Consider the following 25104-nt stretch of genomic DNA (forward strand, 5'->3'; position numbering starts at 1 on the left):
ACGGGTCCGGTGAGGCATGATGGGGCGCATGGGGACCGAGGGCGCCGACTTCCGGGTGATCGCGGGCCGTTACCGTCTGGAGGCGCGCATCGGGCGCGGCGGCATGGGCGTCGTGTGGCGGGCCCACGACCAGGTGCTGGGCCGGCGTGTCGCGGTCAAGGAACTCCTCCCGGACGACTCCCTGTCCGAGGGCGACGCGCGGCGCCGCCGGGACCGTACGTTCCGTGAGGCACGGGCGGTCGCCCAGCTGCGGCATCCGCACATCATCGTCGTGCACGACGTGGTGGAGCAGGACGAACGCCCCTACCTCGTCATGGAGTTGGTCGACGGCTGCTCGCTCGCCGACCTCATCTCCCGGCAGGGCCCGGTCGACGCCGCCGAGGCCGCGCGGATCGGCATCGCCCTGCTCAGCGCGGTGCGCACCGCGCACGAGGCAGGGGTGCTGCACCGGGACATCAAGCCCGCGAACGTGCTGATCGAGTCCGGCACCGGCCGGGTCGTGCTGACCGACTTCGGTATCGCGCAGGTCGCGGGCGCCACCACGCTCACCGAGACCGGGTCCTTCGTCGGCTCGCCCGAATACACCGCGCCGGAACGGATGTCCGGGCTGCGCACCGGCCCGGAGTCCGACCTGTGGTCGCTGGGCGCGCTGCTGTGCACGGTGCTCAGCGGCGAGTCGCCGTTCCGGCGCGACTCGCTCGGCGGCATCCTGCACGCCGTGGTCGCCGCCGACATCCGGCCCCCCGCCGAGGCCGAGCCGCTGCTGCCGGTCGTACGGGGGCTGCTGGACCGCGACCCGGACCGGCGGCTCGGCGCGGCCGAGGCCGAGCGGATGCTGCGGACGTACCTGGAGACGGGCCGGACCCCGGAGGCGCCGGACACCTCGTCCGGCCCCACCGTCACCGGCCGCGCGCACCGGATCGGCGGGGGCTGGGGCCCACGGTCCGGGGCGGCCGAGGGACGTACGGCGAGGTCCGGGGCCGCGGGGAGCCGTGCGCCGGAGGCCGCCGCGCCGTACCCGCCGACCCAGCGGGACCTTCCGCACGACGGGCCGCAGCCGCCCGCCACGGCCGGGCCGGCCGCGGAGCCCCAGGCCCGGCAGACGTCCACACGCGGGGTGCTGGTCGCGGCCCTGCTGGTCGCCGCGCTGGCCGGGGCCGGTGTGTCGGCGGCGGCACTGCTGCTGCACCGGGACGAGGGCGGGGGCGGCGGCAGCCCCGGCGGTACGGCGACCTCCCCGGCGACCGGGACCGCCACGGGCCCGGCCTCGTCGCGGACACCCCCGACACCCACCACCTCCGGCCCGGCGCCCACCGCGACCCGCCCGTCGGCCACCGACCCGGGCTCGGCCGGCCCGGGCACCGCGCCCTCCGGTTACCGCACGGCCCGGGACGCGGCCGGTTTCTCCCTCGCCGTACCGGAGGACTTCGTCCGCAGTCCGCAGGGCGAGCGCGTCTTCTACCTCTCACCCGGTGACACCTTCCGCCTCGGCATCAAGATCGCCGATCCCCAACCCGGCGGTCCGAAGGCGGTGATGGACCGGTCGGCCGCCAACGGCCCGGTCAGCAACCCCGGTTACCGCGACGGCCGGGTCACCCAGGCCACGCACGACGGACATCCGGCGGCGCTCTGGGAGTTCACCTGGAACGGCTTCAGCGCGGCGGAGGGGCCGCGCCACACCTACGACCTGTGCTGGGAGGTGGCCGGGCGCACGTACGACGTGTGGGTGTCGGCGCCGGTCGGCAAGGTGCGGGAGGCGCGGGAGTACTTCGACGTGGCGGTCGACACCTTCCGTGCGGGGTCCTGAACTGCCGCTCGGTCACGGGACCGACGACACGACGAGTTTTGTTCTGCAACCGCCGCAACCGCAGCCGACGGCACAGCCGCACGCACGGCCGCGCCCCGTCCCGGCTCAGCAGCAGGATCCCGGCGCCGGGCGGATCGTCGCCGGCCGGTACCGGCTGCTCGACAAGCTGGGCCACGGCGGGATGGGAACCGTGTGGCGGGCGCAGGACGAGACGGTGGACCGGGAGGTCGCCGTCAAGGAGCCACGCGTACCGGACCACTTTCCCGAACGGGAACGTGCCAACGCCTTCGAGCGCATGCGCCGCGAGGCCCGCGCGGCGGCTCGTCTCGACCACCCGGCGGTGGTGAACGTCCACGATGTCGCGGTCGTCGAGGGCCGGCCCTGGATCGTCATAGCTGGTGCGCGGCCGCACCCTCGGCGACGGCCTGCGCGAGGGCACACTGGACGCCCGCGAGGCCGCCCGGATCGGCCTGCAGGTGCTCGGCGCGCTGGAGGCGGCGCACGCGGCGGGCGTGCTGCACCGGGACGCCCGAACAAGGGGGACTTCACGGCGTGCGGCCGGGAGGTGGCCGAGTCGGCGATCGCGAACCTGGACATCAAGGAGCTCTGAACGTCCGGCTTTTGGTCCCCCGCTTCGACAAGGGCCTGGTGCTCGCGGTACTCATGTGACATGAGTGGAGACGGTGAACTCCCGCCCGACGCACGTCTGATCGGCGGCCGCTACCGGCTGGCCGCAAGGCTCGGGGCAGGGCCCACCGGGACCGTGTGGCGGGCCCTGGACGAACAGGAGCCGGGCCGCGAGGTCGCCGTCAAGGAGCCGCTGCTGCCCGGCGATCCGGCCGAGGACGAGGAGAGCCGCCGTATCGCCCACCGGCTCTACCGGGAGGCCCGCGCCGCGGCCCGGGTGCGCCATCCCTCCGCCGTGACGGTGTACGACGTCGTGACCGAGGACCATGTCCCCTGGATCGTGATGGAGTTGGTGGCGGGCGAGTCGCTGCAGGAGGTCCTGTGGCGCGCCCCCCTGCCGCCCGCCGAGGCCGCCCGGATCGGGCTCGCCGTCCTCGGCGCCCTGCGCGCCGCCCATGCCGTCGGCATCGTGCACCGGGACGTCAAACCGGCCAACGTCCTGCTGGAGTCCGGCACCGGGCGGGTGGTCGTCACCGACTTCGGGACCGGCGACGGGCATCCGGGGGAGGCGCCCGCCGGTTTCGTCGCCCCCGAGCGCGCCGCGGGCCCCGGTGCCGGCCCGGCCTCCGACCTGTGGTCCCTCGGCGCCCTGCTCCGCACCGCCCTCGCGGACAGGGACCCCGGCCCGCTGGGCCCCCTGCTGGACCGGCTGCACGCCGACGAGCCCGAGGCGCGCCCCGGCGCGGAGGAGGTCACGGCGGCCCTGCGGGACTACCTCGGCCTCACGCCCGTACCGGAACCGGCACCCGAAGCCGCACCCGAGCCCCCCTCGCCCCGGCCCCCGGACCCCCCACGCCGCACCCCGCGCACCGCACTCGGCCTGCTCCTCGCGAAAAAAGCCGGACTCGAATGATCCTTCCGCGCGCCACCGTGTCAACGCGCTGATCAGCACATTCCCTGCCAGTGATCACTGGCAGTGTGTGAGCACTCGGTGAATCCCCGTTACCGACGGGTACACAAAGCCTGTGCTCCGGCATACCCTGCGCGTCATGACGGACACGCAGGCCCCGGACAGCACCGGCACCAACCCCCTCGCGCCCGCCCCCGAGGGCGCGCGCACCGCCGCCGACGTGGTCACCCCGGAACTGGTGGCCCAGCTCACCAAGGGCGTCGTCGGCTCCGGCCGTACCGCCAACCACACCCCGTTCACCGGCGAGAAGCTGGCCGACCTGCCCGAGTCCACCCCCGAGGACGTCCGGAAGGCCTTCGATGCCGCCCGCGCCGCGCAGGCGGTGTGGGAGAAGACCCCGGTACGGCAGCGGGCCGCCGTCCTCCTGCGCTTCCACGACCTGGTGCTGGAGCGGCAGGCCGAGGTGCTCGACCTGATCCAGCTGGAGACCGGCAAGGCCCGGCTACACGCGCACGAGGAGGTGCAGGCCGTCGCGGTCGCGGCCCGCCACTACGGCCGCAAGGCCCCCGCCTATCTGCGGCCCAAGCGGCACACCGGCGCCGTCCCCACGCTCACCAAGGTCACCGAACTGCGCCATCCGCGCGGTGTCGTCGGCCAGATCGCACCCTGGAACTACCCCCTGGAGCTGTCCGTCGGCGACGCGCTGCCCGCATTCGTCGCCGGCAACGCGGTCGTGATGAAGCCGGACACCGAGACCTGCCTCACCGCCCTGTGGGCGCGCGACCTGCTCATCGAGGCCGGGCTGCCCGAGGGCGTCTTCCAGGTCGTGCTCGGCGAGGGCCCGGTCGTCGGCCCGGAGCTCGTCCGGCACGCCGACTACGTCTCCTTCACCGGCTCCACCCGCACCGGCCGCGAGGTGGCCCAGGGGGCCGCCGCCCGCCTGGTCGGCGTCTCCCTCGAACTGGGCGGCAAGAACGCCATGCTCGTGCTGGACGACGCCGACATCGAGAAGGCCGCCGCCGGCGCCGTACGCGCCTGCTTCTCCTCCGCCGGGCAGCTCTGCATCTCCATCGAGCGCCTGTACGTCCACGAGTCGGTCGCCGACGCCTTCCTGGAGCGCTTCGCCGCCCGCACCAAGGCCATGCGGCTCGGCAACTCCCTCGCCTACGGCGCCGACATGGGCTCGCTGGTCGGCGAGCGCCAGCTCAAGACCGTTCAGCGGCATGTCGAGGAGGCCGTGGCGAAGGGCGCCAAGGTGATCGCGGGCGGGGCCGCCCGTCCGGACATCGGCCCGTACTTCTTCGAGCCGACCATCCTCGACGGCGTCGAGGACTCCATGGCCGTGTGCGAGGAGGAGACCTTCGGCCCGGTCGTCTCCATCTACCGGTTCAAGAGCGACGACGAGGCGATCGAGCACGCCAACGCCACGCCGTACGGCCTGAACTCCTCTGTGTGGACGAAGAGCGCCGGGCGCGGCCGCGAGGTGGCCGCCCGCCTGCGCACCGGCACGGTCAACGTCAACGAGGGCTACGCCCCCGCCTACGGCAGCGTCCAGTCCCCGATGGGCGGCATGAAGGACTCCGGCCTCGGCCGGCGCCACGGCTCCGAGGGCATCCTCAAGTACACGGAGGCCCAGACGGTGGCCCAGCAGCGGCTGCTGCCGATGGCGCCGTCGCTGGGCATGACGGACGAGGCGTACGCCAAGTTCATGAGCACGAGTCTCCGGCTGATGAAGGCATTCCGGTTCCGCTAGCAGCACCGTTCGTCAACACCCGTTCCCGACGAGGAGAGCACGTGTCGCAGGAGAAGTCTGTCCAGACCCGGGACGAGGACGGGTACGACTACGACGTCATCGTGGTCGGATCGGGGTTCGGCGGTTCGGTGTCCGCCCTCCGCCTGACCGAAAAGGGCTACAAGGTGGGCGTCCTGGAAGCCGGCCGCCGCTTCACCCGGGACTCCCTGCCGAAGAACTCCTGGGACCTCAGGAACTACCTCTGGGCCCCGAAACTCGGCATGTTCGGCATCCAGCGCATCCATCTGCTGGGCAACGTCATGGTGCTGGCGGGCGCCGGTGTGGGCGGCGGCTCGCTCAACTACGCCAACACTCTCTACATACCGCCGAAGGCCTTCTTCGACGACCCCCAGTGGCGGGACATCACCGACTGGCAGGAGGAGTTGAAGCCGTACTACGACCAGGCCCAGCGCATGCTCGGCGTACGGCTCAACCCGACGATGACCCCCTCCGACGTGCATCTGAAGGCGGCGGCGCAGCGGATGGGCGTCGGCGACACCTTCCACCTCGCGCCGGTCGGCGTGTTCTTCGGCGACGGCAAGGACGCCGACGGCGAGGCGAAGGTCCGGCCGGGCGAGCAGGTGAACGACCCGTACTTCGGCGGCGCCGGTCCGTCCCGCAACGCCTGCACCGAGTGCGGCGAGTGCATGACCGGCTGCCGGCACGGCGCGAAGAACACCCTGAACGAGAACTACCTCTACCTCGCCGAGAAGGCGGGCGCGGTGGTCCACCCCATGACGACGGTCGTGTCCGTGACGGACGACTCGCGCGGCGGCTATGCGGTGGCGACCCTGCCGACGGACCGGAAGAAGAAGGGCGAGGGCCGGCTCTTCACCGCGCGCAGGGTCGTCCTCGCGGCCGGCACCTACGGCACCCAGACCCTGCTGCACCGGATGAAGGCCGGCGGCCAGCTGCCGTATCTCTCCGCCCGGCTCGGCGACCTGACCCGCACCAACTCCGAGGCGCTGGTGGGCGCGCAGACCGACAACCGCCGCTACCGCAAGGCGACCGGAGAACCGAGGGCCGACTTCACGCGGGGCGTCGCCATCACGTCCTCCATCCACCCCGACGAGAACACCCACATCGAGCCGGTCCGCTACGGCAAGGGCTCCAACTCGATGGGCGGCCTGTCCATCCTCCAGGTGCCCTACGCCGAGGGCTCCTCCCGCGCGCTTGCCTGGCTGGCGAACGCGGCCCGGCACCCGCTGCTGTTCCTGCGCTCCCTCTCCAACCGGCGCTGGTCGGAACGGACCATCATCGGCCTGGTCATGCAGTCGCTGGACAACTCCCTGACGACGTACCTGAAACCGGACGGTGTCGGAAAGGGCCTGCTCACCGCCCGGCAGGGCCACGGCGCCCCCAACCCCAAGCAGATCAAGGCCGCCACGGAGGCCGCCTCCGCGCTCGCCGCCGAGATCAACGGCTTCGCCGGCAGCAACGTCGGCGAGCTGATGGGCACCCCGCTCACCGCGCACTTCCTCGGCGGCTGCCCGATCGGCGACTCCGCCGAGACCGGCGTGATCGACCCCTACCACCGCCTCTACGGCCACCCCGGCATCTCCGTCGTGGACGGCGCCGCGGTCTCCGCGAACCTGGGCGTGAACCCGTCACTGACGATCACCGCGCAGGCCGAGCGCGCGATGTCCTTCTGGCCGAACAAGGGCGCGGAGGATCCGCGTCCGGCGCAGGGTGCGGCGTACGAGCGGCTGAAGCCGGTGGGGCCGCAGACTCCGGCGGTGCCCGCGGAGGCGTTCGGCGCGCTGCGCCTGCCCTTCCTGGGGATGCCGGCGGTGCCGCCGAAGCGGTAGCGCGGGTATGCCGAAGGGGCCTGCACCCCCCTCCTGGCGCAGGCCCCTTCGGCTGTGCGACCGCGCTTACGCGGCTGCGTCCGAACCGGCGCCCTTGCGGCGGCGGACGGCGAACACCGCGCCGGCGCCGGCGACGACGGCGACACCGCCGACCAGACCGATGGTCGGCAGCATGGAGCTGGAACCGGTCTCGGCGAGCGAGCCGGTGACGTCCTGGGTGTTGCTCTTGCTCGGCTTCTGGGTGGGAACCGGGACCTGGCCACCCTCCTGGGGCTTCGTCCCGCCCGTGTCGGTGCCGGCCTTGACCATCTTGATCAGGTAGCTGGCCTGGTCCGAGCCGATGCAGTTCTCCTCGTCGTCGAAGTACATCCCGCCACCGATGGTCAGGCCCTCGCCGACCGGCGCGTTGGCCTTCACGTTCAGCCGGAGCTGGTAGTTCACCGTCTGGCCGGCCTTGATGTCGGCGAGGTCGAGGTAGCCGTCGGAGTGGCCGGCGCCGTCCTCGACGTCGTACCAGGCTCCGTCGTACTTCACCTGGAGCTGGACCTGGCTGGTCTTGAACGCGAACTGGGCGTTCGGGTCGCTCGGGCCGACGCCCGCGTAGAAGATGACGTCCTTGAGGTCGGCCGACGTCGGGTTCTTGACGCCGAGCGTGAAGGGGTGCCAGCCGCTGCCCACGGCGATCTCGCCGGGCAGACCGCTGAGCGAGGTGTGGATCTTGGACTTGTAGTGGGCGTCGTCCTCCTCGCAGATCCCGGACGGCGTCGTCGGCCCGTCGCTGGGCTCGGCGCTCTCGCTGGGCGAGGTGGACGCGGACGCGGACGCGGAGGCGGAGGCCGACTCGGACGCGGAGGCGGACGGCGACGCCGACGTGCTCGTGCTCGCCGAGTCGGAGGCGGACGGGCTGTCCGACGTCTGGCCGGCGGGCGAGTTCTGGTCGGTGGCCGGGCTGGTGCTCGCGTCTGCCGAGGGGGTCGTCTCGGTCGAGGCCGAGCTGCTGACCGAGGTGCTCGGGGACTCGTCGGCGAACGCGGCAGGGGCACAGACCAGGGCGAGCGGCGCGAGGGCAGCCGTCGCGGCCGCGGTCATCATGGCGCGGCGAAGCTTCATTGAGGACCTCTTGTGGGGCTCCCGTGCTGCCGCGCGGCAGCACGTGTCTCGGAGGCCTCCGTGTGTGGGGCACGGGCATGGCCGTTGGTTGCAGGGGGTGAGACCCGTGACCTGTGAGAAGGGTTGTGCGCCGGTCGGGCGGAGGCCGTGTGATGCGAGTCACGCTCAGCCTGGGCGCTCGGCCGGGGCGTTCGGCCTTGGCGTTCAGCCGGGGTGTCCGACGAGGCACGGCGAAGGGCCCCGCGGGACGGAGAGACCGCGGGGCCCTTCTTCCGGTCAGCACCGACGTCAGGGCGGCGCCGGTGCCCGGGGCGGCGCCGGGGGGTTGCGCCGCTGGTTCCTTGGTCCTGCCTCCGAGAGGCGGACGGTGTGCAGCAATGCCGTGGTCGGTGCGGGGACGTGGCGGATGCCCCGGCACTGGTGCGCATGTGCAGTTTTCCGCCGGCCGGCCCCGGGCGTCCCCGGAGCCGGCCGTTCCCTTGGGTGACCGGGCTGCTGTCCCCTGCCGTCCGGTCACTTCCCTGGAGCGAGGTCCCACGGCGCACGGCACGACCCGTACGCCTCATCGCTCCAGCGAGCCACGCGTGGTTCTGTCGGGCCCGCCCCTGGCTGGCACGGACACCTCACTCAACGAAGCGCCGCGCGAGCCGGTCACGCGCCGTACGGGTGAGGCGGCGTTCGCACTCACGTACGGCGCTCCGCGTGCGTCGCTCAGACGCGGCCCCGGCACAGCTCCAGCAGGGTCATGGCGAGGCCGGTGCCCGGCTTGCCGAGGGCCTCGCGGTAGCGGCCGAGGATCTCCATCTCGCGGGAGAGGTGCACCCGGCGTCCGCCGGAGGCGATGCGGGTCTGCTGGACGACGGCGGAGACGGCCATCCGCTCCTGGATGAGGCCGATGATCCGGTCGTCGAGCACGTCGATGCGCTCACGGGCGTCGGCGATGGTCTGCTCCGGGGTCGAGACGGTCTCTTCCGGGGTGGTGGTGGTCATGTCGGGGGCTCCTGGTGAAGGTGGCTGGGACGCCCCGGAACGGCAGGACCCGGAAAACGACAGGCGCCCCGGGCCTTGTCGGCCCGGGGCGCCTGGGAAGTCGCTTGGCGGTTCGCTCAAGCAGCACGACCATGGCAGCCGGCGGGCCGGATGCCATAGGTAAAGACGAAGGTCGAGTGCTTGCGCATGGGGTCAGTATGCCATGGCTGCGTCCAGGGGAAGCCTCCACGTCCACACCGTTAGACTCGTTAGCACAGACCCCGCCCGACCACCAGAAGGCACCCCGTGTCACCAGCGACTTCCACTGCCGCCACCCCGGACACCGTCCTGGTCGTCGACTTCGGCGCGCAGTACGCCCAGCTCATCGCCCGTCGCGTCCGTGAGGCCCGGGTCTACAGCGAGATCGTGCCGAGCACCATGCCGGTGAAGGAGATGCTCGCCAAGAACCCCGCGGCGATCATCCTCTCCGGCGGCCCGTCGTCGGTGTACGAGGAAGGCGCCCCCCGCCTGGACCGCGAGATCTTCGAGGCCGGCGTCCCCGTCTTCGGCATGTGCTACGGCTTCCAGCTGATGGCACAGGCCCTCGGCGGCACCGTCGACAACTCCGGCGCCCGCGAGTACGGCCGTACCGACCTGCATGTCTCCAGGACGTCCTCCACCCTCTTCGAGGGCACCCCGGACGAGCAGCACGTGTGGATGTCGCACGGCGACGCCTGCTCCGCCGCCCCCGAGGGCTTCACCGTGACCGCGTCCACGGACGTCGTCCCGGTCGCCGCCTTCGAGAACGACGAGAAGAAGCTCTACGGCGTCCAGTACCACCCCGAGGTCATGCACTCCACGCACGGCCAGCAGGTGCTGGAGCACTTCCTCTACCGCGGCGCGGGTCTGCAGCCGAACTGGACCACCGGCAATGTGATCGAGGAGCAGGTCGCGGCGATCCGCGAGCAGGTCGGCGACAAGCGCGCCATCTGCGGTCTGTCCGGCGGCGTGGACTCCGCCGTCGCCGCCGCCCTCGTCGCGCGGGCCATCGGCGACCAGCTGACCTGCGTGTACGTCGACCACGGCCTGATGCGCAAGGGCGAGACCGAGCAGGTCGAGAAGGACTTCGTGGCCGCGACCGGCGTCAAGCTGGTCGTCGTGGACGCCGAGGAGCGCTTCCTGACCGCGCTCAAGGGCGTCTCGGACCCCGAGGAGAAGCGCAAGATCATCGGCCGTGAGTTCATCCGCGTCTTCGAGCAGGCGCAGGCCGACATCATCGCCGACGAGGGCCCGGCCGTGGAGTTCCTGGTCCAGGGCACCCTGTACCCGGACGTCGTCGAGTCCGGCGGCGGCACCGGCACCGCCAACATCAAGTCGCACCACAACGTCGGCGGCCTGCCCGAGGACCTCGAGTTCAAGCTCATCGAGCCGCTGCGCAAGCTGTTCAAGGACGAGGTCCGCATGGTCGGCCAGGAGCTCGGCCTGCCGGAGGAGATCGTCCAGCGCCAGCCGTTCCCGGGCCCCGGCCTCGGCATCCGCATCGTCGGCGAGGTCACCAAGGAGCGCCTGGACCTGCTGCGCGACGCCGACGCGATCGCCCGCGAGGAGCTGACCGCGGCCGGCCTCGACCGGGACATCTGGCAGTGCCCGGTGGTCCTGCTCGCCGACGTCCGCAGCGTGGGCGTCCAGGGCGACGGCCGCACCTACGGCCACCCGATCGTGCTGCGCCCGGTGTCCTCCGAGGACGCCATGACCGCCGACTGGTCCCGGCTGCCGTACGACGTCCTGGCCCGCATCTCGACCCGGATCACCAACGAGGTCCGCGACGTCAACCGGGTCGTCCTCGACGTCACCTCCAAGCCGCCGGGCACCATCGAGTGGGAGTAGGCCCTAGGTGCGCCTGAGCGTGCGCAAGGGCGTACCGGGCTTCCAGACCTGGACGACGAGATGCTTCTCGTCCTCGACGTAGGTCCGTACGACCTCCGTCAGCTCGGTGCGGAAGAGGTGGAACGGCTCCGGCGGTTCCACCTCTTTCGCGTACCCGGACTTCCGCTCACCCCCGACCTCGTACGCCCGCCCCGCGATCCGTACGTCCCCGCCGCCCATCCCCGTGCCCTCGCCCGGGTTCGCCTGGAGCGCGAAGCGCGGATCGCGGCGCAGGTCGAGGGCCTTCAGCGAGCCCGCCATCATGCCGAGCCACAGCTCACCGTCGCGGAAGTCGGCCTCCAGGCCGGAGGTGCGCGGCGCGCCGTCCTTGCGGAGGGTGGCGAGGACATGGTGACGGAAGGCACGGAAGCGCTGCTCGACGGTCGTCGCCAGCTCGGGTTCGGCGGCAGCGAAGGCCGCCCAGTTCACACGGGTCATGCACGGCAGTCTCACCGGCAAACCGGACATCCTCTGTCGTGTTTCCGCCGCGTACGTCATCTTTACAAAACAGCTCTGCCCTTTTGCGCTGACCGGGGGTAACTTCCGGCGCGTACCGCAATCCCAGCGCTGGAGGACCTATGCACGGGCCCACCCCGCCGCTGCCGCTGCCCACCGATCAGCTGCAGTTCGCCATGCCGCCGATGTTCGACTCGGTCGAGGACGAGCGCCGGCACCGCAAGGAGCGGCTCGCCGGTGCCCTGCGGATCTTCGGGCGGGCCGGGCTGGAGGACGGGGTCTCCGGGCACATCACCGCCCGCGACCCGGAGTTCACCGACTGCTTCTGGGTCAACCCCTTCGGGATGCCGTTCAAGCACGTCACCGTCGGCGATCTCGTCCTCGCCAACCAGGACGGGCAGGTCGTCGAGGGCCGCTACCACGTCAACCAGGCCGCGTTCACCGTGCACGCCCAGGTCCACGCCGCCCGGCCGGACGTCGTCGCCGTCGCCCACTGCCACTCCGTGCACGGCCGCGCCCTCGCCGCGCTCGGCGAGCTGATCGACCCCATCACCCAGGAGAGCTGCGCCTTCTACGAGGACGTGGCCCTCTACGACGCCTACAGCGGCGTCACCGTCGACATCGAGGAAGGCCGCCGGATCGCCGGGGCCCTCGGCTCCCGCAAGGCGCTCGTGCTGCGCAACCACGGACTGCTCACCGTCGGCGACTCGGTGGACGCCGCCGCCTGGTGGTTCCTGTCCATGGAACGGTCCTGCCAGGTGCAGCTGACGGCGAAGGCGGCCGGCCGCCCGGTCCTCATCGACCACAAGCTGGCCGTCGCCACCCGTGAACAGCTCGGCGGCGACCTGGTGGCCTGGATCAACTACCAGCCCCTGTGGCAGGACATCAGCCGCAGCGAGCCCGACCTGCTGAGCTGAACCCGCCGGGCATGCTCAGCCGAACTCCCTGAGCACCGCCGCCTTGGTCATCGCGAACTCCTCGTCCGTGAGCACCCCGTCCCGGTGCAGCTCCCCCAACTCCCGCAGCCGGCGCAGCAGTACGTCATGGTGGTCGGCCCGCCCCGGTACGGCCGTCCGCCGCCGGTCCCGGCCGTCGTACCCGGCACCCGTGCGGGTGGAGGGATGCGGCAGCCGGGCGGTGACGGCCGTCGCGACCAGCGCGGTCAGCAGATCGCGCCGCACGCTGCCCCACAGGTCCAGGGTGTAGGGGTCCCGCTCGGGCGGCAGCTTGGAGAACACCGTCTCCGGGGTCACGAACCGCAGAAAGCCGTCCTCGTACCCCGAGTTGGGCAGCCACTCCACCTGCACCAGGTCCCCGAGGGCGATGATCCGCGGGCCGGTCGCGCGTTTGACCCGGTCGGCGGTGTCGGCCCAGTCGATGCGCACCTGCGTGCCGTCGAAGGAGACCGTGCCGTCGGAGGACCGCACGGACACCGGCACCGGCGGGCCCGGCAGCAGATAGCCGCTCGTGGGCTCCTTGGGGATCCGGTCCAGGAGCAGGGCGTGCCGGATCTCCTCGGCGACGTACTCCGCGACCCCGCCGCGGTCCGCGTCCACCGTCAGCCGGTAGGGGTCGGCCGCATCCGGCAGCCGTCCGCCCGTCGCCTGCAGCAGCGGGTCGGCGCCCTCGCGCAGCCGCATCCGCAGCCGGCCACGCTTGCGCTCGGGTTCCCAGACCACGTCCGAGACGGCCTCCAGCGGCACGGAGACCTCCCCGTACGTCTGCCGGAACAGCGGCACGCAGCGGTGCAGCCCCGGGGTGATCCGGATCGTGCTGCCGTCGAAGGCCCAGGTCCCGTCCCGCTGGATGATCTCGGCCATACGCAAATTCTCGCAGCCGGGTCAACACGGCGGCCCGTACTTCACCCGCCGTGACGCGGCCCGAGGGCCCCGGACGGCCCGGCGTAGGGCACAATTCGCTGTCGATGCAGCGCAGTTGCGCGGCGGCGTGGCCTTCCATCGAGGGCCCGCCGGACGTGCCGGAAGGTCGTGGGGAAGGCGGGCGCCGGTCGTGGCGGTGCAGGAGGCGAGACAGGGCACGGGTGCAGACGGCCACGAGGGCGGCTGCACCTGCGGAGACTGCCCGCACGGCGCCCGGGAGGGACACCGGCGGGCCGTCGCCGCGTTCCTTCGCCGGCGTGACGAGTTCGCGGCCGGACAGGGCCTGCCGACGGCCGTGGCGCACTCGGCCTCGGCCTCCCGCCAGTGGGTCTCCGAGGAACTGACCCAGTGGGCGGAGGCCGTCGCCGCGCGCGGCCGCGCCGAGGGCGAGGCCTGGCTCGCCCGGCTGTGGCTGCGGACCGTGTGCGTCGTGTGGGGTGCGGTGGTCGCGCTGCTGCTCGGCGAGGCGCTCACCGCGGTCGGCGCGGGCTGGACCGGAGCCCGCACCGCGGCCCTGGCCACCGCGCTCCTCGTCGCCGGTGTGCTCAGCGCCGCCTCCTGGCTGCACCGTGCGCGCGGCGGGGCGCTGGCCCCGGTGATCGGCGAGGACAACCGGATGTCCACCTCCCGCACGGTCGCCGCCTGCTGGGTGCTGTTCGTCGGCTACGCCGTCCTGCTGCTGGCCGCCCGCCTGGCCGGCGCCTCCGACCACGCCGAACGCGATGCGCTGATCTCGGGCCTCGACCTCGCGCGCGGCGCGGGCGTGGTGACCGTCCTCGCCGTGGTGTGCGGCATCGCCGTCCTGGTCCGCCGGGTGGTGGGCCTGCGCATCCTCGCGCAGCGGCTGCAGAAGGTGCCGGCGCACCGGCCGAGCGCCGCCGACCTGCTCACCGACGACTCCGGCCGGGGCGCCTTCACCGACATCCAGTACGTCGCCATCAGCGCCGTCGCCCTGCTGTTCGCCGCCGTACGGCTGGCCCGCCGCCCCGACCAGCTGCCCGACCTGCCCTGGGGCCTGGGTGTGGTGGTGCTGATCTCGGCCGTGACCTACCTGGCCGGCAAGTACGCCGAGGGCGGCCGCCCGGTCGTCCTCTCCGTGGTCCGCGCCCGTGAACCCGGCGACCTGGACGGGCCGATCCGCACCGGCGACGACATCGAGATCCGCGGTGCCGGCTTCGTGCCGCCCGGTGCCCAGGGTGCCGACCGGCTCTCCCGCATGGTGGTCCGCATCGGCGCCGTCGACGTGCACGTGCCGCTGGTTCCCGTCACCGGCGGCTTCAGCAACCCCACCGACGGCGTCCTGACCGTGCCCGTACCGGCCGACGTCGAGCCCGGGGCGGTGGAGGTGCAGGTGGTCACCGCGGCCGGGGTGGCGACCAACCGCTGTATCGTCCAGATCACCGAGTGAGCGGCGGGGGAGCGGCCGACCGATGAGCGAGAGCGTCCTGTCGGTGATACCGACCGACCCGCACTGGCAGCCGGCACCGGATGCCGGGAAGCGTGCCGCGGCCCTGGTCCTGGAGCTGGTCTCCGGCTCCCCCGACGATCCCCACGCCGACCCCCACGCCGTCGAACTGGACGTCGACTGGCACGAGGCGATCACCGCCGTCGACTGCGGCTCGAACCTGGCCGGCATCCGCTGCCCGCACTGCGACCGCTCCATCGACCCCGAGTGGTACCGGGACCTGCTCGACGCGTACGACGAGCAGGGCGACGGACTGCCCACCCTCGACATCACCACCCCCTGCTGCACCACCGCCACCTCCCTGGACCGACTGGACTACGACTGGCCGTGCGGGTTCGCCCGCTTCGAGATCGCCGCCTGGAACCCGCAGCGCTCCCTGCTCACCGCCGAGGAACTCACCACCGTCGCCCAGGTCCTCGGCCACCCCGTGCGACAGATCCTGGCCCGCATCTGAACGAGGTCCGACGGGCCCGTTCCGGCCTCCCCGTACAGGGGCCGAAATCCGGAAAAACGTCCGAGTCGGGATTGAACTGCGCCCCCCTGTCATACGTATGGTCAAGTGAGGGGCGGGACGGCGGGCGAGAGGGCGGTTTGGGACGATGACTCACGGCATTCGGACGGACACGCACATGAACCGGCTCAACGGCCTCGGCGGCTGGCGGGACACCGCCGCCCACTACGCGCTGCTGCCGCTGCGTATCTTCCTCGGCGTCACCTTCATCTACGCCAGCCTGGACAAACTCACCAGCAGCTCCTTCCTGAAGTCCGGCGGAGCCGGATCCGTCGGTGACACCATGCGCTCCGCCCGCGACTCCGCCGCCATCCCGGCCCTGGTCGACATGGCCCTGAAGTCCCCGGTCGGCTTCGGCTACGCTATCGCCCTCGGTGAACTGGCCGTCGGCATCGCTACCCTGCTCGGTCTGCTCGCCCGGCTGGCCGCGCTCGGCGGCGCGCTGATCTCGTTCAGCCTGTGGATGACGGTGAGCTGGTCGACGACCCCCTACTACTACGGCAACGACCTCGCCTACTTCATGGCCTGGATCCCCCTGATCCTGGCCGGCGCCCCCTACCTGTCCGTCGACTCGGCCTGGCGAGCCCGCCGCCGACAGCGACTGGGCGGCTACCGCTGAGCGCTCCGCTGAAAGCGGGGTGATGAACCCGCGGGCCGGGATGAACCCGCGGGCCGGTCGGGGCTGATGGGTGCCGATCGCGCAGTTTCCCGCACCGGACTTCCCCAAGGCCGCTCAGCCGGCGGCCGGAACCCCACCGACGGCGGCCCCCCCAACCGGCGGACCCCCAACTGGCGGCCGGAACCGCACCGGCGGCGGGCCCCCAACCGGCGGACCACCACCGGCGGCTGGAACCGCACCGGCGGCGGCCCCCCCCAACTGGCGGCTGGAACCGCACCGGCGGCGGCCCCCAACCGGCGGACCACCACCGGCGGCTGGAACCGCACCGGCGGCGGCCCCCCCCAACTGGCGGCTGGAACCGCACCGGCGGCGGCCCTCCCAACCGGCGGCCCTCCCAACCGGCGGCCCTCCCAACCGGCGGCCAGAACCGCACCGGCGGCCGGGCCCCTACCGGCGGCCGGGCGCCACCTGCCCGCTGGGATCGGGGCCGTCAGCTGCTGCCGGTGTCGCCCCGTCTGCGTATGCCCCGGGCCACGGCTGCCGTGGCACCGGCGAGGAACAGGCCGCCCACGATCAGCGGCACGACCGCGAACCACGGCGTCTCCCACAGTCCGCCCGCATCTCCCGCGAAGACCACGCCGGTGGCAGTGAGGAAGAGCCCCGCGACCAGCCTCCCGGGCTGGAACTCATGACGCAGCACGGTCGACCTCCACCTGTCCCGCCCCGACCTTCAGCGAGAGGTCCAGAGTGCCGGAGTCCTTGGCGCCCTTGGCCGGCGCCAGCGTCACGTTCTTGAGCCTGCGTGGCTGCACGTCCACGTCCTTCCTGCTCTCGCCGGGCAACCGGATGTCGCCGACGCCCACCTCGATGGCCATCCGCACGGTCGCGTCCGCCGGCACGATCACCTTCAGCTGTCCCGCACCCACATGGGCGTCCGTCGCGACCGTCCGTCCCTTGCCCGGATGCACCCGGCTCAGGTCCAGCGTGCCGCGCCCGGTGCCGAGGTCGTACTCAGGCCGTACCTGCGCCGCCGCGGCAGGCGCCCAGGAGGTGTCTCTCCAGTGGGTGGTGATGTCCTTGGGCATGGCCGCCGCCCCGGCGAGCAGCGCCGCTGTGACGATCGCCAGGAAGACCGTCCCGGCTCCCGTGCGGCCCAGGAACGCGCTGACCGTGATGCCCAGACCGAAGACCGCCAGCGCGCACGCCAGACCGGTCTGCAGACTGGTGCCCAGCGGATGCGTGTCCCAGGTCAGCCCGGTACCGAGGCCGCCTGCCACCAGCGCGAGCAGGAACACCCAGCCGCCGATCCAGCGCGGCCCGCGCGGTCTCGGGGGCGCACTGGGCTGCGGCCGTACGGAATCGGGATGGCCGGGGTGCGTCCAGGGGGTGGCGATACCGACGTCGACGACCGAGGTGAGGTCCCGGTCGCGGGCGTCGCCGGGCCCCCACAGATAGCCGGTGCCGCCGACATGGGTGCCGTCCTTGACGATCGGGTCCCGCCACCACGACGGATAGACGGTGACGACCGGCGGGGCCTGGGCCTCCGGCGGCGCGTCGGCGGCGGCCTGGGCGGCGAGCGGATCGGGGTCAGGGGCGCCGCGACGCCGCGACCAGTACCCGGCGCCCGCCAGCAGCAGGGAGAGCACCACGGCGAAGGCCAGCACCCCGCCGTTTCTCAGCATGGTCAGGAAGATCCCGCAGCCGACCAGGGCGAACAGCACGGCGGCGAGCGCCTGGCCGTCTACCCGGCCCGTCAGCAGCTTGCGGACCTCGTTCTCCTCCTCGTCCTCGTACGGCACGAGCAGCCAGGCGAAGCCGTAGAAGATGAGGCCGATGCCACCGGTCGCGGACAGCACGGCCAGAGTGATGCGGAAGATCACCGGGTCCATGTCGGTGTGCCGACCGAGGCCCGCGCACACGCCCGCGATCATTTTGTGCCCGCGGTCGCGCCGGAGCTGCTCGGGGGCTCCGGCCGTCTGCTCCCGATCCTGCTGCTGTGCGTCGGCGTGCGTATCGGCGCCGGCGCCGGCCGCTTGCGTCTTCTCCGTCGCGGCGGGCGCGGCATCCGTCGGTCCGGTGCCCGGGGCCGGGCGCGGGCCGGTGCCGGGTCCCGGACCCGTCGCGGCGTGCTCGTGATCCGTCATGTGTCCATGGTGACGGCCCGGCCGCCGCCGCGGCAGTCGGGACGACCCTGGCCGAACCCTGAAATCGGCCCTGAGACGAGGCGGGGAACCGTTCGAGCCGCACGCGACCACCCCTGCCCGGCGCTCCCCGACCCGGCCCCGAGGAAGATCAGGGGCGTCTCGGGGGCCGACCCTGATGCCTGGGCCCGCCGGGCATGTGACCATCGTTGGCATGCCGGAAGCCGCAAGCCTGCCAGTCGACGACCCGCGGCCGCCGCGCAAGCTCTACCGCAGCAGCGACGGACGCTGGCTCGGCGGAGTGGCGCGGGGCCTCGCCGGGCACCTCGGGCTGCCCGTCGTCTGGGTGCGGCTCGCCTTCGTCGGCCTGTTCATGGCCCACGGCTTCGGAGCGCTGCTCTACGCGGCGTTCTGGTTCTTCGTCCCGCTGGGCGTCGGCGGTGTCGGCGACCAGAGACCGCCGTCGCTCGTCGCCACGGAGACCGCGCCGGACGGCCGCCGCAGACTTGTGGGCCGCAAGCCGGACCGCGGCCAGATCGTCGCGCTGCTCCTCATGGTCATCGTGTCCGTGGTGTTCGTCAGCAGCGTCAATCTGGGCAGCGGCGCCAAGGTGTATCTGGTGCCGGCCGTCCTCGTCGCGGCCGGTGTCGCCCTCGTCTGGCGCCAGGCGGACAACGCCCGCCGGGCCCGCTGGGTCGAGGTCGGCCGCCGGCGCCGAACCCTGACCCTGCTGCGCGCGGCCGGCGGTGTCCTGCTCGTCACGGCCGGTGTGTCCGCGATCTTCTGGCTGCAGGGCTCGGCCGCCCATCTCGGCGCGGTCCTGCAGGCGGCCCTCGCCGTCCTCGTCGGCATCACGCTCCTCGCCGGTCCGTATCTGGTCCGCATGACCCAGGACCTGTCCGAGGAACGCCTGATGCGCATCCGCGCCCAGGAGCGTGCGGAGGTCGCCGCCCACGTCCATGACTCCGTGCTGCACACCCTCACCCTGATCCAGCGCAACGCCGACAACGCGGGCGAGGTGCGCCGCCTCGCCCGCGCCCAGGAGCGCGACCTGCGCACCTGGCTGTACAAGCCGGAGGGCACCGGCAAGGACGAGGCCGACGAGCCGGACACGGTCGCCGAGGCGGTGCGGCGCAACGCCGCCGAGGTGGAGGACAAGCACGGTGTGCCCATCGAGGTCGTCATCGTCGGCGACTGCCCGCTGGACGAGAGGACCGGCGCGCAGATGCAGGCCGCGCGCGAGGCGATGGTGAACGCGGCCAAGTACGGTGGCGAGGGCGGTGCCGTACAGGTCTACGCCGAAGTCGAGGGCAGGACCGTCTTCGTGTCCGTACGCGACCGCGGTCCCGGCTTCGACCTCGACTCGATACCCGCCGACCGCATGGGCGTTAGAGAATCGATCATCGGCCGCATGGAGCGCAACGGCGGCACGGCCCGGCTGCGGTCGGTGCCGGGCGGCGGCACGGAGGTCGAGTTGGAGATGGAGAGGGCGGAGAGGACGTCATGAGCGACGCGACCGAGGCGAACGGCACGGCGGGTGCCCCCGAGGGGGCCGGGTCCGGGGCCGCCGACAGCGGCGCGGGCGGACGGCACGTGCGGGTGGTGCTCGTGGACGACCACCGGATGTTCCGCACCGGCGTCCAGGCCGAGATCGGGCAGACCGCCGAGACCGGTGTCGAGGTGGTCGGCGAGGCCGCGGACGTCGACCAGGCGGTCACGGTCATCACCGCGACCCGGCCCGAGGTGGTCCTGCTCGACGTCCACCTCCCGGGCGGCGGCGGAGTCGAAGTGCTGCGCCGGTGCGCGGCTTTGATGGCGGACACCGAGCGGCCCGTGCGCTTCCTCGCGCTGTCCGTCTCGGACGCGGCGGAGGACGTGATCGGTGTGATCCGCGGCGGCGCCCGCGGCTATGTCACCAAGACCATCACCGGCACCGACCTGGTCGACTCGATCTTCCGCGTCCAGGAGGGCGACGCCGTCTTCTCCCCGCGCCTGGCCGGGTTTGTCCTGGACGCCTTCGCCTCCACCGATGCCCCGCCCGTGGACGAGGACCTGGACCGCCTCACCCAGCGCGAGCGCGAAGTGCTGCGCCTGATCGCCCGTGGTTACGCATACAAGGAGATCGCCAAGCAGCTGTACATCTCGGTGAAGACGGTCGAGTCCCATGTCTCGGCGGTCCTGCGCAAGCTCCAGCTGTCCAACCGCCATGAACTGACCCGCTGGGCTACGGCCCGCCGACTGGTCTGACCCCTGCGGGCTCGCCCCTACGCCACCCGGGTCGCCCCGGCGAACGGCATCAGGTCGACCGGGGCCAGCCGGACCGGTGCCGAGGGGTTCGGGGCGTGGATGATCTGCCCGTTGCCCACGTAGATGCCGACGTGGCTGATCCCCGAGTAGAAGAACACCAGGTCCCCGGGCTGTAGTTCGGAGCGGGAGACGCGGCGGCCCGCGTCGATCTGGGCATAGGTGGTGCGGGGCAGGGAGATGCCGGCGGAGCGGTAGGCGGCCTGGACCAGGCCCGAGCAGTCGAAGGCGTTCGGTCCTGCCGCGCCCCACACATAGGGGCTGCCGAGCTTGGCATAGGCGTAGGCGACGGCCGCCTCGGCGCGCGCGTTCGGGGCCGCGGCCGTACCGGCCTGCTCCAGGGAGTCCCGGGCGTCCGAGGCCGAGCGGGAGGCGCGTCCCAGCGCGCTGCCGTCACCGGCGACCTCGGACCGCTGCTGTGGGCTGAGCCGCGCCAGCAGCCGCCGGGCCTCGTCCAGCTTGCCGGTGATGGTCCTCTTCTGCCGCTGCAGCTCGGCCCGCCGGGACCGCAGCGACTGCAGCTCGATGCGTGCCGCGCCCCGCAGTTGCTCGATCTCCCGCAGTTGTTCGCGCACCCCGGACACGGCGGCGGCCTGCCGGTCACCGGCCCGCTCCGCGAACGCGGCGTCGTCCAGGTACCGGTCGGGGTCGCCGGACAGGACCAGCTGCCAGGTCGGTGCGAAGCCGCCCTCGCGGTACTGCGCCGCCGCGAACGAACCCAGCGCGTCCCGGGCGGTGTTGAGCTTCTGCTGCTTGCGGGCGGTCTCGTCGCGCAGCGCGTTCAGCCGCCGTTGCTCAGTGTCCGCCTTCTCCTTCGCGCCGTCGTACTTCTCGGTTGCGGCCTCGGCGTCCTGGTACAGCTGGTCCACCTTGGCCTTCACCTGCGCCGGGGTCAGCTGTGGCTCGGCGTGTCCGGTCCCGTCGAACCCTGTCGCGGTGGCCGCGCCCGCCAGGGCGAGCGTGGCGGCCGTCCGGGCCGTATGGCCGCCCATCGAGCGTTGCCGGGCCTTGCGGTGCGCTGCCACCTGGGCCGTCACGTCCTTCCGTACGACTCGCACGACCGAGAGTCCGTGTGCCCGGCGGCGGCCCGCACAGGGGAAGCGGGCCACCGCCGGACCCTTCTCGGCGGTGGTGGCCGACGGCCGCCCCTGGCCCGGGCGGCGGTGGGGAGCCGGTCACCTGGGGGAGGACGCTAGGCCCGACTGTGACGAGTAGGTAACGCGGTGTACGGAACTGGCCTCGATGGACCGGGATGTGACCGCAAGTGACCATGTGGCCGTTCTGGAGTCGTCGCCTTCACAGAGCGCGGTGACCGAAGTGCGGAAAGTGGGATGGACGGGAGCCGTGGGGTGCTATGAGGCGCATATATGCAAGATCCTCCGTGCGACCGCCGACCGCCGACCGCCGACCGCCGACCGCCGACCGCCGACCGCTGTGTCCGGGGCCGGTGGGGGGAGGCCCGCGGGCCCCTGGTTAGGCTCCGGCCCATGGACGTACTCATCCATCTCTTCGTCGGCCTGCACATCATCGGCATCGCCGCGCTGCTCGGCGGTTTCCTCACCCAGATGAAGGCGATGGGCCAGGGCACGGCCCGGTTCGTGCCCGCGATGCTGCACGGCGCGCTGACCATGCTGGTCACCGGCGTGGTCCTGGTCGGCCTCAACCAGGCCGACGACCACCACGTCAACACCATCAAGATCGGCATCAAGCTGGCGCTGCTGATCGTGATCCTCGGGTTGGTCTATGTGAAGCGCGACGAGGAGAAGATCGACAAGAGCGTGTTCGGGGTGGTCGGTCTGCTGACCATGGCGAACATCTTCATCGCCGTCCTGTGGACCTGACGGTCAGCCGTCCCTGCCGCCGGCGCGGGCCGCGAGCACCGCACCGGCGGCGACCGCGAGCCACACCGCCACCGCCGCCCACAGCAGCACCCGTCCCGGCCAGGTGAGCCACGGGACGCCGAAGACGGTCGCGGCAGACAGCGCCGCCACCGCCGTCATCCCCATCGGGAACACCGTCGCCCAGCGCAGCACGTGGTAGCCGGGCCGGGGGCGGGCCGCCTCGGCGGCCAGTGGACGACGTAGCAGACCAGATCCAGCACGTACAGCGCGACCGTCGCGGTGCGCAGCACGCCGCGGTCGTCGGCGTTCCACAGGTACATGCCCGAGTCCCCGGCGATGAGCAGGATTCCCCCGGCCAGCGCCGAGATCGCGAGCGCCCCGCCCGCGATCCAGTGGTCGCCCGCCCCCTCCAGCACCTGCCGTACGTCGAAGTGGGCCAGCGCCAGGCCGTAGAGCACCAGGCCCAGCCAGAACAACACCAGCGCGGTGTGCGCGAGCCACGCCGTGCGCCCGGCCGTGGACAGCGTGGCGGCCAGTACGGCGAGCCCCTCTGTGGCCACACAACACAGGAACACCGCTCAGGGCATGCGCGGCCTCCAGCGCCGTACGACCAGGACCAGCAGGACCGGCCAGAGCACCGTCGCGAGCGCCAGCAGCGCCTCGGCTCCAGGCCCAGCGCCGAGATCCGGGTGCCGAGCACCGTGGTCGCGGCGACGGAGGTGAGCGCGCCCGGACTCTCCGCCTCGGTCGCCCAGCGCTGCCGCTCGCCGACCAGTCGCAGCACGAACTCGGCGGCCGGCGCGGCCCAGGCGACGCACGCCAGCGCCAGCACTGCCTGGGAGAGCGTCTCGTCGCCGGTCATGTGCAGTCCCACCGACAGGATGCCGGTCGCCATCACGGCGGCCCCGGCCGGGGGAGACCGCCCCGCCCACCACACGCGCAGACCTGAGATGCCCGGCATGCGCCCGATGCCAGGGAGCGGCGGGGTTCCCGCCCGGAAGGGCACGCGCGTGTGGACAGCAAAAACGCCGGTACGCGCGGGGGACCGGGAGAAGCCGGCGCCGCGTTCGTGACCCAGGAAAGCGGTGGCGCGTGGACGCAGGAAGGCCGATGGCGCGTGGACGGAGGAACAGCCGGCACGCGGCGCGTGTGGACGCAGGAAGGCCGGCACGTAGCGCGCATCGACGCAGGAACGGCCGCACGCGCGCGTGGACGCGGAAAACGCCCGCACGCGCGCGTGGACGCGGAAAACGCCCGCACGCGCGCGTGGACGCGGAAAACGCCCGCACGCGCGCATCGGCACGCGATCAGCCGACGCGCGCCCGGGGGCCTCAAGGCGAGGCCCCCAAGCCGCCGGCACCTGCGCGCGTGGTCCGGCAATTCGGCGGCACGCGCGCGTGGAGCGGGGCGCACCCGTGCCCGGGGTGAGTGGTCAGCCCGGGCGGACCACGCTGTGGATGATCGACTCGCCGCCGTAGTAGATCGACTCCTCGCGGACGTACGCGCCCGGCTTCGGGGCGTGGATCATCATGCCGTTGCCTATGTAGACGCCGACGTGGCTGATGTCGTCGTAGAAGAAGATCAGGTCGCCCGGCCGCGCGTCGGCGAGCGAGACCGTGGTGCCCGCGTTGACCTGGTCGTACGTGGTGCGCGGGAGGGTGACGCCGGCGGCCTTCCAGGCGGCCTGGGTGAGGCCCGAGCAGTCGTAGGAGTCCGGCCCGGTGGCGCCCCACACATACGGCTTGCCGATCTGCGCGCGGGCGAAGGCGATCGCCTTCTCTGCCTTCGTGTCGTACGAGCTGGACGTGGTGGTGGACCCCGTCGAGCCGGAGCCCGTCGAACCCGACCCGGAGCCGGACCCCGTGGCGGTGGACGACGACGAGGACGAGTCGGCCTGCTGCTGAGCCGCCTGCTGCTTCGCCAGCTCGGCCGCCTTGCGCGCCGCCTCCTGGTCCTTCTGCCGCTCGATGGCGGCCAGCCGCGCCTTCTCCTGGGCCGTCAGCTGCGACAGCAGTTCCCGCGCCGAGGCCAGTTTCTTCTGCACGGTTGCCTTGGCGGTCTGCAGGTCGTGCTGCGAGTCGCTCAGCGTCTGCAGGCTCTCCGCGGCCTCCCGCCGCTTCTTCATCGTCGCGGCCTGCTCGCCGATGAAGTCGTCGACCGCGCTCTTCTCCCGCGAGGTCAGCCGGTTCATCAGCTGGGTCTGGTCGAAGTAGTCCTGCGGGTCGTTCGCCAGCAGGAAGGTGGCCGTGTCCGGAGCGGCGGCGCCGGTGCGGTACTGGGCCGCGGCGAAGGAGCCCAGCTCCTCACGGGCCTTGTTGAGGCGTGCCGTGCGCCGGGCGACGTCCTCGCGCAGGGCGTCGACGCGGCCGCGCTGTTTGCCGGTCCGCTCCTTGGCCGCGTTGTACTTCTGGGTCGCCGACTCCGCCTGGCGGTAGAGATCGTCGACCTTCTTCTCGACCTCCTCCAGGGTCGGCTTGGCGCGATCGGTACCCGGGGCGGCCTCCGCGGTCTGCGAGAGCACGGCCATGGAGGTGAGGGCGGCGGTGGCGAGGGCGGGAGCGCGAAGGCCGGTTCCGATGGTCCCGCCGGGGCGCGGCTTGCGGTGCGACGCCAAGAGAGGCGACTCCTTCCAGTGGGCCGCCTACCGGGTTAGCTGTCGGGTTCGGGCGGTGGTTCGGAAGGGTTGCCCTACGGCGGCGTCCCGGGTGGGAGCCGGCCGATTCACCCCAAAGGTCGGTGGGTCCCCGGCTCCGGGCGCCCTGCGGGGCACGCCGGACTCGGCGGGGGCCGCGCGGCCCGGCGAGGTTCGCCGGTAGGGGTCGTGCGGCCCGAACGCACGCTAGCCAACTCGTGTGACTCCTGTGAAGGTTGGTGCGTGATATGTCCGATACATTTTCGTGACCTGAGTCAGGTTTCGCTTCTGAGTCATCGGACGGTA

Annotated in this window: 20 protein-coding genes, 2 pseudogenes and 1 riboswitch; of the genes and pseudogenes, 13 read left to right on the forward strand and 9 right to left on the reverse strand. The window is 72.5% G+C overall.

Annotated features, from left to right (window positions below; all coding sequences use genetic code 11):
• Positions 1-28 precede the first annotated feature (28 nt).
• From ACFYOH_RS01370 to ACFYOH_RS01390, 5 genes and pseudogenes are all read left to right on the forward strand, one after another.
• Positions 29-1807 carry a serine/threonine-protein kinase gene (locus tag ACFYOH_RS01370; protein ID WP_388619747.1) on the forward strand — a complete coding sequence of 593 codons (1779 nt, stop codon included), beginning with the start codon at positions 29-31 and terminating at the stop codon, positions 1805-1807.
• A 43-nt stretch (positions 1808-1850) separates the two neighbouring features.
• Positions 1851-2340: pseudogene (locus ACFYOH_RS01375) on the forward strand (protein kinase); the annotation flags it as partial.
• A gap of 137 nt (positions 2341-2477) precedes the next feature.
• Positions 2478-3347: a serine/threonine-protein kinase gene (locus ACFYOH_RS01380; protein ID WP_388619750.1), complete on the forward strand. Its 870-nt coding sequence runs from the start codon at positions 2478-2480 to the stop codon at positions 3345-3347.
• A gap of 136 nt (positions 3348-3483) precedes the next feature.
• Positions 3484-5097, forward strand: a complete 1614-nt coding sequence (locus ACFYOH_RS01385) for a succinic semialdehyde dehydrogenase (RefSeq protein ID WP_388619753.1) — start codon at positions 3484-3486, stop codon at positions 5095-5097.
• Positions 5098-5138: 41 nt separating this feature from the next.
• Positions 5139-6944, forward strand: coding sequence for a GMC family oxidoreductase N-terminal domain-containing protein (locus tag ACFYOH_RS01390; RefSeq protein WP_388619754.1), 1806 nt, complete (start codon positions 5139-5141; stop codon positions 6942-6944).
• 66 nt (positions 6945-7010) lie between these two features.
• Here ACFYOH_RS01390 and ACFYOH_RS01395 read toward each other — a convergent pair whose 3' ends face one another.
• Positions 7011-8054: an LAETG motif-containing sortase-dependent surface protein gene (locus ACFYOH_RS01395; protein WP_388619757.1), complete on the reverse strand. Its 1044-nt coding sequence runs from the start codon at positions 8052-8054 to the stop codon at positions 7011-7013.
• A gap of 711 nt (positions 8055-8765) precedes the next feature.
• Positions 8766-9044, reverse strand: coding sequence for a chorismate mutase (locus ACFYOH_RS01400; protein WP_388619759.1), 279 nt, complete (start codon positions 9042-9044; stop codon positions 8766-8768).
• A gap of 285 nt (positions 9045-9329) precedes the next feature.
• On the opposite strand from ACFYOH_RS01400, the gene guaA reads away from it, so the two are divergent.
• Positions 9330-10910: a glutamine-hydrolyzing GMP synthase gene (guaA, locus tag ACFYOH_RS01405; protein WP_388619762.1), complete on the forward strand. Its 1581-nt coding sequence runs from the start codon at positions 9330-9332 to the stop codon at positions 10908-10910.
• Between the two features lie 3 nt (positions 10911-10913).
• Here the strand turns inward: guaA and ACFYOH_RS01410 are convergent, their stop codons facing one another.
• The gene (locus ACFYOH_RS01410) at positions 10914-11387 is read right to left on the reverse strand and encodes a pyridoxamine 5'-phosphate oxidase family protein (RefSeq protein ID WP_388619764.1); all 474 of its coding nucleotides are present in this window, start codon (positions 11385-11387) and stop codon (positions 10914-10916) included.
• A gap of 140 nt (positions 11388-11527) precedes the next feature.
• On the opposite strand from ACFYOH_RS01410, the gene ACFYOH_RS01415 reads away from it, so the two are divergent.
• The gene (locus ACFYOH_RS01415) at positions 11528-12322 is read left to right on the forward strand and encodes a class II aldolase/adducin family protein (RefSeq protein WP_388619767.1); all 795 of its coding nucleotides are present in this window, start codon (positions 11528-11530) and stop codon (positions 12320-12322) included.
• A gap of 15 nt (positions 12323-12337) precedes the next feature.
• Here ACFYOH_RS01415 and ACFYOH_RS01420 read toward each other — a convergent pair whose 3' ends face one another.
• A complete protein-coding gene (locus tag ACFYOH_RS01420) occupies positions 12338-13225 on the reverse strand; it encodes a DUF4429 domain-containing protein (protein ID WP_388619768.1) in 888 nt (295 codons plus the stop codon).
• A gap of 190 nt (positions 13226-13415) precedes the next feature.
• Here ACFYOH_RS01420 and ACFYOH_RS01425 point away from each other — a divergent pair, with 190 nt between their 5' ends.
• From ACFYOH_RS01425 to ACFYOH_RS01435, 3 genes are all read left to right on the forward strand, one after another.
• Positions 13416-14693, forward strand: coding sequence for a hypothetical protein (locus ACFYOH_RS01425; RefSeq protein ID WP_388619771.1), 1278 nt, complete (start codon positions 13416-13418; stop codon positions 14691-14693).
• A gap of 22 nt (positions 14694-14715) precedes the next feature.
• Entirely contained in the window at positions 14716-15204 is a 489-nt protein-coding gene (locus ACFYOH_RS01430) for a hypothetical protein (RefSeq protein WP_388619773.1), read from the forward strand.
• Between the two features lie 145 nt (positions 15205-15349).
• Positions 15350-15880 (forward strand): DoxX family membrane protein, encoded by a 531-nt coding sequence (locus ACFYOH_RS01435; RefSeq protein WP_388619776.1) that lies wholly within the window; start codon positions 15350-15352, stop codon positions 15878-15880.
• A 490-nt stretch (positions 15881-16370) separates the two neighbouring features.
• Here ACFYOH_RS01435 and ACFYOH_RS01440 read toward each other — a convergent pair whose 3' ends face one another.
• Both ACFYOH_RS01440 and ACFYOH_RS01445 read right to left on the reverse strand, forming a co-directional pair.
• Positions 16371-16580: a hypothetical protein gene (locus ACFYOH_RS01440; RefSeq protein ID WP_388619778.1), complete on the reverse strand. Its 210-nt coding sequence runs from the start codon at positions 16578-16580 to the stop codon at positions 16371-16373.
• Positions 16567-18024, reverse strand: a complete 1458-nt coding sequence (locus tag ACFYOH_RS01445) for a PspC domain-containing protein (RefSeq protein WP_388619781.1) — start codon at positions 18022-18024, stop codon at positions 16567-16569. The genes ACFYOH_RS01440 and ACFYOH_RS01445 overlap by 14 nt, the downstream gene beginning before the upstream one ends.
• A gap of 211 nt (positions 18025-18235) precedes the next feature.
• Between ACFYOH_RS01445 and ACFYOH_RS01450 the strand changes: the two genes are divergently transcribed.
• Both ACFYOH_RS01450 and ACFYOH_RS01455 read left to right on the forward strand, forming a co-directional pair.
• Complete coding sequence (locus tag ACFYOH_RS01450; RefSeq protein ID WP_388619783.1) at positions 18236-19528, forward strand: PspC domain-containing protein; 1293 nt, start codon at positions 18236-18238, stop codon at positions 19526-19528.
• Positions 19525-20268: a LuxR C-terminal-related transcriptional regulator gene (locus ACFYOH_RS01455; RefSeq protein ID WP_388619786.1), complete on the forward strand. Its 744-nt coding sequence runs from the start codon at positions 19525-19527 to the stop codon at positions 20266-20268. Before ACFYOH_RS01450 ends, ACFYOH_RS01455 begins: the two co-directional genes overlap by 4 nt.
• A 17-nt stretch (positions 20269-20285) precedes the next feature.
• Here ACFYOH_RS01455 and ACFYOH_RS01460 read toward each other — a convergent pair whose 3' ends face one another.
• On the reverse strand, positions 20286-21350 hold the full coding sequence (locus tag ACFYOH_RS01460) for an NlpC/P60 family protein (RefSeq protein ID WP_388621027.1): 1065 nt from the start codon (positions 21348-21350) through the stop codon (positions 20286-20288).
• Between the two features lie 462 nt (positions 21351-21812).
• On the opposite strand from ACFYOH_RS01460, the gene ACFYOH_RS01465 reads away from it, so the two are divergent.
• Complete coding sequence (locus ACFYOH_RS01465) at positions 21813-22166, forward strand: hypothetical protein (RefSeq protein ID WP_388619789.1); 354 nt, start codon at positions 21813-21815, stop codon at positions 22164-22166.
• Positions 22167-22169: 3 nt separating this feature from the next.
• Here ACFYOH_RS01465 and ACFYOH_RS01470 read toward each other — a convergent pair.
• Both ACFYOH_RS01470 and ACFYOH_RS01475 read right to left on the reverse strand, forming a co-directional pair.
• Positions 22170-23127, reverse strand: a pseudogene (locus ACFYOH_RS01470) (tellurite resistance/C4-dicarboxylate transporter family protein).
• A gap of 471 nt (positions 23128-23598) precedes the next feature.
• Complete coding sequence (locus ACFYOH_RS01475; protein WP_388619790.1) at positions 23599-24780, reverse strand: NlpC/P60 family protein; 1182 nt, start codon at positions 24778-24780, stop codon at positions 23599-23601.
• A 7-nt stretch (positions 24781-24787) separates the two neighbouring features.
• Positions 24788-24959, reverse strand: a riboswitch (cyclic di-AMP (ydaO/yuaA leader).
• Positions 24960-25104 lie beyond the last annotated feature (145 nt).

Origin of the sequence: Streptomyces sp. NPDC007856 (assembly GCF_042868225.1) — a bacterium.
In the GTDB taxonomy this organism is placed as follows: domain Bacteria; phylum Actinomycetota; class Actinomycetes; order Streptomycetales; family Streptomycetaceae; genus Streptomyces.

Bases quoted from the DNA above. Each gene is read 5' to 3' on its own strand.
- ACFYOH_RS01370 (WP_388619747.1), top strand. From the start codon at position 29: ATGGGGACCGAGGGCGCCGACTTCCGGGTGATCGCGGGCCGTTACCGT.
- ACFYOH_RS01380 (WP_388619750.1), top strand. From the start codon at position 2,478: ATGAGTGGAGACGGTGAACTCCCGCCCGACGCACGTCTGATCGGCGGC.
- ACFYOH_RS01385 (WP_388619753.1), top strand. From the start codon at position 3,484: ATGACGGACACGCAGGCCCCGGACAGCACCGGCACCAACCCCCTCGCG.
- ACFYOH_RS01395 (WP_388619757.1), bottom strand. From the start codon at position 8,054: ATGAAGCTTCGCCGCGCCATGATGACCGCGGCCGCGACGGCTGCCCTC.
- ACFYOH_RS01400 (WP_388619759.1), bottom strand. From the start codon at position 9,044: ATGACCACCACCACCCCGGAAGAGACCGTCTCGACCCCGGAGCAGACC.
- ACFYOH_RS01410 (WP_388619764.1), bottom strand. From the start codon at position 11,387: ATGACCCGTGTGAACTGGGCGGCCTTCGCTGCCGCCGAACCCGAGCTG.
- ACFYOH_RS01415 (WP_388619767.1), top strand. From the start codon at position 11,528: ATGCACGGGCCCACCCCGCCGCTGCCGCTGCCCACCGATCAGCTGCAG.
- ACFYOH_RS01420 (WP_388619768.1), bottom strand. From the start codon at position 13,225: ATGGCCGAGATCATCCAGCGGGACGGGACCTGGGCCTTCGACGGCAGC.
- ACFYOH_RS01430 (WP_388619773.1), top strand. From the start codon at position 14,716: ATGAGCGAGAGCGTCCTGTCGGTGATACCGACCGACCCGCACTGGCAG.
- ACFYOH_RS01435 (WP_388619776.1), top strand. From the start codon at position 15,350: ATGACTCACGGCATTCGGACGGACACGCACATGAACCGGCTCAACGGC.
- ACFYOH_RS01445 (WP_388619781.1), bottom strand. From the start codon at position 18,024: ATGACGGATCACGAGCACGCCGCGACGGGTCCGGGACCCGGCACCGGC.
- ACFYOH_RS01450 (WP_388619783.1), top strand. From the start codon at position 18,236: ATGCCGGAAGCCGCAAGCCTGCCAGTCGACGACCCGCGGCCGCCGCGC.
- ACFYOH_RS01455 (WP_388619786.1), top strand. From the start codon at position 19,525: ATGAGCGACGCGACCGAGGCGAACGGCACGGCGGGTGCCCCCGAGGGG.
- ACFYOH_RS01465 (WP_388619789.1), top strand. From the start codon at position 21,813: ATGGACGTACTCATCCATCTCTTCGTCGGCCTGCACATCATCGGCATC.